Here is a 9,176-nt window from a genome sequence, read left to right as displayed (position 1 = left end):
CAACCGGCTCAAACAATTCCGGGAGCTGGCCACCCGCTACGCCAAACGCGCCGCCTACTACCAGGCCGAACTCACCATCGCCGCCATCATCCTCTGGCTGCGATGACTTACAGGACACGCCCTAGTCACTACCGGGTGGGTGGGATGGCCAGGGCGGATGATGGCCCGGTCGAATCCGCTGGCTTGGGGACCATCTGGGGACCACACGCGCTGCGCGGACACGAACATCGCGGGGTCGCACGGTATCCGGAACGAAGGCATACCGTTCGTGACGTGCAGAGATAGCGGATCCGGATTTCTGGGGGTCAAGGGGTCGCAGGTCAAATCCTGTCAGCCCGACGGTGAAAACCCCTCCTGACCAGCGTCGGGAGGGGTTTGCTGGTTTCGGGATTTTTCTTGAACATCGTTCAGTGTGCCAACGGTGTGCCAACGCTGAATCCGCGGTCTCGGAGTCGCGCTGAACAGTGTGGTCCCGGCTGCTCGGAGGTCCTCCGGCTGCGGGTTGTTGTAGACGGTGTGTGAGACCGCTGGGTCGTGCCCGTGCCAGGTCGCGACGGTGTGCGGATGGATACCGCGGGCGAGCATGAGAGTTACCGAGGTGTTGCGCAGCCCTTTCAGGTGGATGCGGCGTAGACCGAGCCGACGCCGTAACCGGTGGAACTCGTCGGAATACCATTCGGGCCGGACGGGGGTACCGTCTTCGTGCACCGCGATGAGCCGGTCATCCGACCATGGAATGCCCAGGGCCAGGCATTCGGTCTTCTGTAGCCGCTTCAGTTTTCGTAAGGCTTCGGTCACGTCGGCGGGTGGTGGCAGGCGTATCCGGGCGATCACGACCCGCTCCTCCTCTGAAACCACGCCGTCACTCTGGCGAGTGGTTCGCTGGCGCGCAACGGTTTTCCGTCTCGATGCATATCCTCAGCTCGCCACCCGCGCGGCCGTCACGGCGGCCCCAAACCTTTACGGCACGAACGATCTGAAGCGGTTCACCGAATGGTCGCGCGGTCCGAGTGGTGGGGTCGACTGTCCCGCAACGTCCGCTTCTTGGAATTACCAAGCGATTTCAGCAAGACTCTCGGTCTGGCTATAGCTAGACATAGTCAACGCTGCTAGGCTCTTGCTGACAATGTGCAAGTGACCGAGCGAATTCCGGAGACCATCCGCATGGACATCGTCGAACTGCATCGCCGCACCGCCGATCGATTTCACACCTGCCTGCAGCAAGTCGCGCCCGACCACTGGGACTTGCCCACCCCGTGCTCGGAGTGGGATGTCCGACGACTGGTGCACCATGTCACCGCCAACCACGAACGGATGGCCTCGCGGCTGCTCGTTCGACCTGTCGAGCGACCCGACGGCGATCCGGCGGCAGCGTTCACGGCCGCGTGCACCGCGGTGCAGACCGGACTCACGCTCCCCGGCGCACTGGAGCAGTCGGCGCCCTCACCCTTCGGCGGCGACGCTCCGATTGCCGATCTTGCACGTATCCTGACAACCGACCTGGCCACTCACACATGGGATTTGGCCCGTGCGATCGGAGCCGACGAGACGCTTGATCCGCGAGTCGTTGCGGAGTTGTTGCCCACTGTCGAGCGAGCCCACCCCATCATGGCGGCCAGTGGCTTGTTCGCTCCCGCGGTCCAGATCCAGGACTCTGCTGGGGTGCAAGAGCGCCTGCTGGCATTCCTTGGTCGGCCAATGTAGATCAGGGTCCCGCCGAATCGGCTCGGTCACCCGCCCATGTCTGGGGCCACGTCCTCTTGGGCCGTGGCGATCTCCATAGCGGTGGCTGTCGTCACGTCCTCGTCGGCCGCCCGCTCCAACCGCGTCCGAAGATCCGCCCACGCCTGCTTGTGTGCCGGGTGTGTAATCGGCACCGTGTGCAGATCGGTGCTGGACAACCAGTCGAACAAGACGATCACGTCGGCACGCCACAACGCACGTCGACCGTGGGCAAGGCTTCTTCCATATCGATCACGGTGCCCTCGACGCCAAGCCGGCTGTGGGGCATAGGAACGCGCTCACATGCCGCATTCCGCGCGACCCGATACGGCCGCGCCGCAGGCCGATCAACGCGCAGAGACCCTCGGCCTGAGCAAGGCACGGAAATGTCGACGAGGTGTGTCGGTCGGTCATTTGGTCAATTGAACGGGTTGGTGAACCAAGGCTCTATTGCACATTAATCCGTTGTGCTTCAAGTTGTTTCACCTGCCGGTAGCCTTCTGGTCGTAGTGGATGGCAGTGCGCCGAAGGAGTGCTAGTCGGTGCGGGCCGCGTTGGGCCGCAGCATAGGTTGCCGGGGTGGCTCAAGCGCGGCATCAACGCCGCGCGGGTATACCGCTGTGCCCGCCTGGCCGATTTTCAGTCCGCGCGCGGGAACCCACGCTTGCGCCGCCCGGCGTGGTATCTTCCCGGCACCTACTTCCTGGGGTGATGCCGACTCTGCGACCAGTGCAGCTGACCAGCTTGAATGCGGAGGACGACCACGTCACAGCCACACGTAGCTGTGATCCAGCTAACATTTCGCAGCGGCGTCCGATAGATCCCATATCGGAGGTCTCAGCGAGCGAGCCTCCCCTGCACAGGAGTCCTGAAATGAACACCAAGTCGATTCGCGCCATCGCAGCCGGGACGATGACAGTCGCCGCGCTATTCAGCGGCGCGGGCTTCGCACAGGCAGATCACGATCCCGGCCACAGCATCGAAGACACCGTCGACACCGGCTGCGACGCTACGATTAGCGCAGGCGGCCTCCTCGGCGGAGTCCTCGAAGACATCATCGATCGCGGCGGACTCCTCAACGATACCGTCGATACCGTCGAGGATGTCGGCCGCGATACCTGCAAGACCGTCGACCGCAACCTGTGAACCGATTGGAAGCTCGGTTCGCAGGCTGGCATCCGCAGCGGGCCAGGCATATCCGACGACGGGTCTGTCGGATCGCAATCGACCCGTGGCACGCGCTGTGGATGCACGACCACGGTGTGCCAGTTCGGATACCAATTACCGATGAGGTACCGGGCGGGTCATCTCCGCGGCTACGCGATCCTGAGCCTGCACCCGGCGAACGTCCGCTACTCAACTGCGAAGGACCGATCTCGCCACCGGGAACCCTGAACGTCCGAGGGGCCTGGAGCCCTCGCAGTAGACCGGCCCGGCGCCGAAGTGGCCGACTGGGCGCTCGACCGTAGCGCTGGCACCATCGACCACCGCCTCGACGCAGATCACTCGCGCGACCCAACCATCTTGACTGTCAAGAAGTTGGCACAGCTCGGCCGTCTGGAACAATAAGACCGTGATCGCCGAGTTGCTGACAGAGCTTCTTCTCAGGTCCATCGAGACGTTGCTCAGCTGGATCGATCAGTGGAAGCCGAAAAGACGTCAGCGGTCTGAGGCGGCTGCGGACGTGGAAGTCCCGACAACCCTTCCTGCCAGCTAATCGGTCAGTCCGCAGGTTGCTGCCAGCGTGATAACGCCTTGCTCCAGCGACTCAAGCCATCAGACGAGGCTTCACGTAGATGAGGTCCTCCGAAGATTTCCAGGCCATCCGAGAACGTAAGTCGTTCTACATCAAGCAGTTGTGCGCTCATGCCGCAACCCGCGCGGTTCGAAGCGGCCAGCGCGGGCTGTGGGAGATCAACGAGCCGAATACCTTGCAGCCGTCGGCAACGCTCCCTCATAGCCGATGAGAGTCTTGATTTGATGCCTCGCATCGGCAAACCGCTTGTGTCGGAGCGGCTTCGGATCGTGGGGGGAGAGGTTTGTCGACCGACTCGTCCCCGCGATTCGATGTGACCGGGTCGAATGAGGGTTTTGTGATGATCTGATCGGACGAATACGGTGAATGGGGCGTAGTGTCCGTCGGCATGAGGAGAGTAGTCCTTGCTGTCGCGATGCTGATGGCGGGTGTGATCGCTGTGTCGTCGTGTGCGTCCTCGTCGACACGGACACCCACCGCGCCAGTACCGACACTCCCACCGCTGACGGCACCACCGGGGCCGGTCCCGGCGTGGGCGACGGTGCTGTCTCCACAGGACCAGATGATGATCGCCTACCGCGATACTCTGCGCCCGCTGGATCCGTGCGGCTACCTCGACGACGCCGTGATACACCGGATCGGGACGCCCAACTACTTCGGTGTCGACCGCGAATTCAGCCAGTGCAGTGTGTCATTCAAATCCCCCGACATCGGGCCTGGCAGCACGATCACGGCAACGATGCTTCCCGGTCAAGCCCAGCGCAGTGAGAGCGCGATCACGACTCGCACATGGGACGACAACAAGGCCAAGCCCGACCACTGTTCTGCGGATGCGCCGGTCGGTGACCGCTGGCATATCAGCTTCACGGTGCACTCCGGCGATCCTTGTGCGACAGCTCGGGACATCGCCACCGCAGCCCTCACGCACCGGCTCGACCCGCCCTTACGAGCGACCTCGAAATATGCCCACATGAACTCCCCGCTGGCCGCACTCGATCCGTGCGCCGTGCTCGGCACGATCGGACAGGGACACCGTCCCGCGCTAAAGGAAGACGGGAACGAACTGCCCTGGGGATGCCGGTTCCAGCTCGATGGTCACGACGATTCGACATACCAGGACATCGAATACCAGTTCGTCAGAGACAGCGCACACATGGACATCGAGTCCGTCAGAAATCGCGACAGCGGCGCGGAGGAAACCATGATCGGTGGCCTACGGGCAGTGCAAAGAAAAGGTGCAGGGGGGCCGGACAGCCACTGTCAGATCAGCGTCTCGACCGCGCTGCAGCCGCCTTCTGACGCAGTGTTCACCCCAGAGCACCTCGGCAGTATGTTCGACGATCACCTGAAATCCGAGATCATCACAATCGATGCCTTCAACGGCTGCGCCGCAGCTCGTGCCACAGCCGAAGAACTCGTCCGGCTCTACCATCAGCTGCCGCGCTGACCGATACGCACGGCCGCCGAGAGATCCATTGCTACTCGGAGCATCCCGCTCACCAGGCAGATGACGTGCCGTAGCCGAGCAGTCCGAACAAGCTGGCTACAGTAGCCTGAGTGAGCGGTAATGCCGCGAGCGCCGCCCCAGCCGCCGTCGACACCCAACGGAAGATCAACGGCTCCCAGACATCTCGGGGCCGTCGCAGTATCCGCGCATGCCTGCGGCTTCAGGCGGTCATCGCAACGCGTCGTTGAGTGCTTCTGATGGTGTTTTGTAGCCGAGGGTTTGTCGAGGTCGTTGGTTGAGTTCGTCGGCGATGGCGTCGAGGTCGGTTTGGGTGTAGTCGCGCATGTCGACGGTGCGGGGAAGGTATTGCCGGACAAGGCCGTTGGTGTTCTCGTTGCTGCCGCGCTGCCACGGGCTCTTCGGATCGCAGAAGTAGACCGGGACACCGGTGGCGACGGTGAACCGGGCGTGCTCGGCCATCTCGTGGCCCTGATCCCAGGTCAGCGTGCGCCGCACCGCCGTCGGCAGCGTCGTGATCTTCGCGGCGAGCGCGGCCGCGACGAGATCGGCGCGGTGCCCGTCGGGCAGCGCGACCAGCATCAGGAACCGGGTCGAGCGTTCGACCACTGTCGCGATCGGGGTCATGCCCCGGCCGAAGACCAGATCTCCTTCCCAATGCCCGGGCACGGCACGATCGTCGGCCTCGGCGGGACATGCGGCAATACTCCACACTCCGGGTCGGCCGCCGCGGCCGTCGGGCAGCCGGGCGCCGACGGGTCGCCGCATCGCCCGGCGGGTGCGCAGATAGCGGGTCAGCTCGTGGCGCAGGTCGCCGCGGGCCTGGATGAACAGCGACCGGTAGATGGTCGTGCGACACATACCCCAGGGTGCTCTGCGGGTTTCGGCGCAGCCAGCCCGCGATCTGCCGCGGTGACCAGCGCCGCGCCAACCGGTCTGCCACCAACGCCGACAGCTCCGGCTGCCGGGACAGTTTCGTCGGTTTCGGCCGGACCGCCCGCGTCCACGCGGCGCGATCGGCGACCAAGGCCCGATACCGGTCCCGGCCACCGTTGGCGGCGACCTCTCGCGAGATCGTTGACGCTGCGCGTCCCAACCGGGCGGCGATCGATCGCAGCGACTGGCCAGCGGCCAGACCCCGCGAGATCTCCTCGCGCTCAGCCAGATTCAACCGCAATCGACCGCGACATCGCGGCACCGGACGCACACCACCACAGCGTTTCAGCAGGTCCCGCACGGTCGACGGGTGTCGGCGCATCTCCCGGGCCAGCACCTTCACCGCCTGCCCGGACCGCCACCGCCGCCACACCTCCTCGACCTCCGCCTCCGACAACGGCGATCTCGCCATCGCACACCACATCCCTCGGCATCTGGAGAAACACAGCGTTGCGATGATCCCTTGAGAGCACAGGCATTTCCGTGCGTTGCTCCGGCCGAGAGGGTCTCTGCGCGTTGATCTTTCGGCCTGCGGCGCGGCCGTCTCGGGCCGCGCGGAACGCGGCATTTGCGTGTACCTCAGCAAACTGAAGTCAGGATGCGGGCGGCGGCAAAACCACACGGTATTTGCTGATAGATAGCCCGAGGGGTAGATCACACTGAACTGTTGCTGACAAATAACTACGTAACGGTAACCTACGGTTACGTATAAATTCGGTTGGGTAAGGAGTTCCGATGAGTCACCCCGCGGCCGCCCCGTTGACCGACCCATTGGCGATCCTGGATATTGCCGGCCTGCTGAGCGAGGAGGAGCGCGATATCCAGCAGGCGGTCGCCGAACTGCTCGCCGACCGCGCCCGTCCGCATATTCCCGACTGGTTCGAGAACCACACCTTTCCGCGAGATCTGGTCCCGGAACTGGGCAAGCTCGGACTGCTGGGCATGCATCTGACCGGCTACGGCTGCGCGGGAACGGACGCGACCAGTTACGGCCTGGCGTGCCTCGAGCTCGAGGCCGCCGACAGTGGTCTGCGCAGTTTCGTGTCGGTGCAGGGTTCGCTGTCGATGTTCTCCATCTGGCGTTACGGCTCGGAGGATCAGAAGCGGGAATGGTTGCCGCGCCTGGCCGCAGGCGAGGCGATCGGGTGTTTCGGCCTCACCGAATCCGATTTCGGCAGCAATCCCGCCGGGATGCGCACCCACGCGGTGCGCGATGGGAAGGACTGGATTCTCAACGGGGAGAAGATGTGGATCACCGACGGCGGCATGGCCGATGTCGCCACCGTCTGGGCCCGCACCGACGAGGGTGTGCGCGGATTCCTGGTCCCGCGCGGCACGCCCGGGTTCAGCACCCGTGACATTCACAACAAGCTGTCGCTGCGCGCGTCGGTCACCTCGGAGCTGATGTTCGACGACGTGCGGTTGCCCGACAGCGCGCGGTTGCCGGAAGCCGAAGGTTTGCGGGCGCCCCTGTCGTGTCTGGACGAGGCCCGGTTCGGCATCCTGTTCGGCGCCATCGGCGCCGGTCGCGACAGCCTGCAGGCCGCGCTGTCCTATGCGGACACCCGCGTCCAGTTCGATCGTCCGATCAGCGGGTTCCAGCTCACCCAGAAGAAGTTGGCCGATATGACGATCTCCCTCGGCAACAGCATGCTGCTCGCACTGCACCTGGCCCGCTTGAAGGAGGCCGGGACACTGCGCCCGGAGCAGATCAGCATGGGCAAGCTGAACAATGTGCGCGCCGCCGCCGCCATCGCCCACGAATGCCGAACCATCCTCGGCGGCAGCGGAATCACCGACGAGTACTCGCCGCTGCGGCACGCGCTCAACCTCGAGGCCGTGATGACCTACGAGGGCACCGCCGAAATCCACACCCTCACCATCGGCCGGGCCCTCACCGGACGCGCCGCCTTCCAGGGGTGAGCACGCGATGCGAATTCTCTCCGAGGCGGAGCTCAGCCGCAGACTGTCCGGCATCGCCGATACACCACGGGTCGTGATCGCCGGCAACTTCGCCACGCCGAGGCGGGCACTGACAGTCGTCGATCAGGCCCTGGTCGAATATCGGCTGTTCGCACTGAATACCCATGCGGCACTACCGGATCGAGAGGGCGTGACGCTGGAAACGCCGTTCGTCGGACCGAGTATGCGGGGCCGGGCGCGGCTGCGGTATTTCCCTTGTCGGCTGTCGCTGGTGCCTGGCATGTTCGCCCACCAGCTACCGCCGGACATCGTGGTGCTGCACACCTCGCCCGTGGTGGGAGATACCGTGTCGCTGGGTATCGAGGTCAATATCCTGCCCGCCGCGATCGAGGCCGTGCGCGCCCGCGGCGGCCTGGTGATCGCGCAGTTGAATCCCGGGATGCCCTACGTGCACGGCGACGCGATCGTGCCGGTCGACGACATCGACTACGCGATCGAGGTGGACGAGCCGCTACCGCATCCGACGCCGCGACCATCCAGCGCGGCGTCACAGCGGATTGGAGACCATGTCGCGGCGTTGATTCCGGACGGCAGCGCCCTCCAACTGGGGATCGGGGCGGTGCCCGACGCCGTCCTGGCCCAATTGACGGACCGGCGGAATCTGGTGGTGTGGTCGGAGATGTTCAGCGACGGAGTGCTGGCCATAGAGAAGGCCGGAGCGCTGGATCCCGACGCACCGGTCACCGCGTCGTTCGTGTTCGGCGGCGCCGAACTGTACGACTGGATCGACCACAATCCCCGAGTGCAGTTGCTGCGTACCGAGAAAACCAACGACCTCGCCGCCATCGCCCGGCATCCGGCGCTGATCTCGGTGAACACCGCCCTGCAGATCGACCTGTTCGGCCAGGCCAACGCGCACTGGCTGCGCGGAACCATCTACTCCGGATTCGGCGGACAGGTCGACTTCGTCGGCGGCTCCCTGCGCTCGCCCGGCGGTCGCGCGATCATCGCACTACCGTCGTGGCACCCGAAGGCCGACGTCTCCACCGTCGTGCCGCGGCTGCCCGGCCCGGTCACCTCCTTCCAGCACACCTGCCTGGTCAGCGAGCAGGGCACCGCCGAAATCCTGGGCAACGACATGACCGACCAGGCCCAGCAGATCCTCGACCGGGTCGCGCACCCGCACGCCCGCGACCACCTCCGCGAGCACGGCCGAAAACTCGGCCTCCCGCTACAGTGACGCCCTTCAGTCGAGCCGGACAACGAGGAACCCAATTCGCCGGCATACACACCAGCCGGTCGAACGTTCGATATCCGGCCATTGCGGTGTCAGCGCCTTCAACTGTCCGGTTTTTCTACGTCGAGGGAGGTCGC

7 protein-coding genes and 1 pseudogene are annotated in these 9,176 nt (G+C 64.8%); 5 read left to right on the top strand and 3 right to left on the bottom strand.

What is annotated here, in order from left to right; translation table 11 throughout:
- Window positions 1-330: 330 nt before the first annotated feature.
- A complete protein-coding gene (locus tag NDR87_RS33875; RefSeq protein ID WP_251917997.1) occupies window positions 331-858 on the bottom strand; it encodes a hypothetical protein in 528 nt (175 codons plus the stop codon).
- 276 nt (window positions 859-1,134) lie between these two features.
- Between NDR87_RS33875 and NDR87_RS33870 the strand changes: the two genes are divergently transcribed.
- Entirely contained in the window at window positions 1,135-1,704 is a 570-nt protein-coding gene (locus NDR87_RS33870; protein ID WP_251917996.1) for a TIGR03086 family metal-binding protein, read from the top strand.
- A 26-nt stretch (window positions 1,705-1,730) separates the two neighbouring features.
- Here NDR87_RS33870 and NDR87_RS33865 read toward each other — a convergent pair whose 3' ends face one another.
- The gene (locus NDR87_RS33865; RefSeq protein ID WP_251917995.1) at window positions 1,731-1,922 is read right to left on the bottom strand and encodes a hypothetical protein; all 192 of its coding nucleotides are present in this window, start codon (window positions 1,920-1,922) and stop codon (window positions 1,731-1,733) included.
- A 673-nt stretch (window positions 1,923-2,595) separates the two neighbouring features.
- On the opposite strand from NDR87_RS33865, the gene NDR87_RS33860 reads away from it, so the two are divergent.
- Together NDR87_RS33860 and NDR87_RS33855 are read left to right on the top strand one after the other, a co-directional pair.
- Complete coding sequence (locus NDR87_RS33860) at window positions 2,596-2,868, top strand: hypothetical protein (RefSeq protein ID WP_251917994.1); 273 nt, start codon at window positions 2,596-2,598, stop codon at window positions 2,866-2,868.
- Between the two features lie 1,172 nt (window positions 2,869-4,040).
- Window positions 4,041-4,925: a hypothetical protein gene (locus NDR87_RS33855; protein WP_251917993.1), complete on the top strand. Its 885-nt coding sequence runs from the start codon at window positions 4,041-4,043 to the stop codon at window positions 4,923-4,925.
- Between the two features lie 228 nt (window positions 4,926-5,153).
- Here the strand turns inward: NDR87_RS33855 and NDR87_RS33850 are convergent.
- Window positions 5,154-6,291: pseudogene (locus NDR87_RS33850) on the bottom strand (IS30 family transposase).
- A gap of 323 nt (window positions 6,292-6,614) precedes the next feature.
- Between NDR87_RS33850 and NDR87_RS33845 the strand changes: the two are divergent.
- Complete coding sequence (locus tag NDR87_RS33845; RefSeq protein ID WP_251917992.1) at window positions 6,615-7,802, top strand: acyl-CoA dehydrogenase family protein; 1,188 nt, start codon at window positions 6,615-6,617, stop codon at window positions 7,800-7,802.
- Between the two features lie 7 nt (window positions 7,803-7,809).
- Window positions 7,810-9,042 (top strand): acetyl-CoA hydrolase/transferase family protein, encoded by a 1,233-nt coding sequence (locus NDR87_RS33840; protein ID WP_251917991.1) that lies wholly within the window; start codon window positions 7,810-7,812, stop codon window positions 9,040-9,042.
- Window positions 9,043-9,176 lie beyond the last annotated feature (134 nt).

Origin of the sequence: Nocardia sp. CDC159, assembly GCF_023740735.1 — a bacterium.
Lineage (GTDB): Bacteria > Actinomycetota > Actinomycetes > Mycobacteriales > Mycobacteriaceae > Nocardia > Nocardia pulmonis.
Note: the sequence above shows the minus strand (reverse complement) of the source record. Positions and strands in the feature narration are given on the sequence as shown.

Bases quoted from the DNA above. Each gene is read 5' to 3' on its own strand.
- NDR87_RS33860 (WP_251917994.1), top strand. From the start codon at position 2,596: ATGAACACCAAGTCGATTCGCGCCATCGCAGCCGGGACGATGACAGTC.
- NDR87_RS33855 (WP_251917993.1), top strand. From the start codon at position 4,041: ATGATGATCGCCTACCGCGATACTCTGCGCCCGCTGGATCCGTGCGGC.
- NDR87_RS33845 (WP_251917992.1), top strand. From the start codon at position 6,615: ATGAGTCACCCCGCGGCCGCCCCGTTGACCGACCCATTGGCGATCCTG.
- NDR87_RS33840 (WP_251917991.1), top strand. From the start codon at position 7,810: ATGCGAATTCTCTCCGAGGCGGAGCTCAGCCGCAGACTGTCCGGCATC.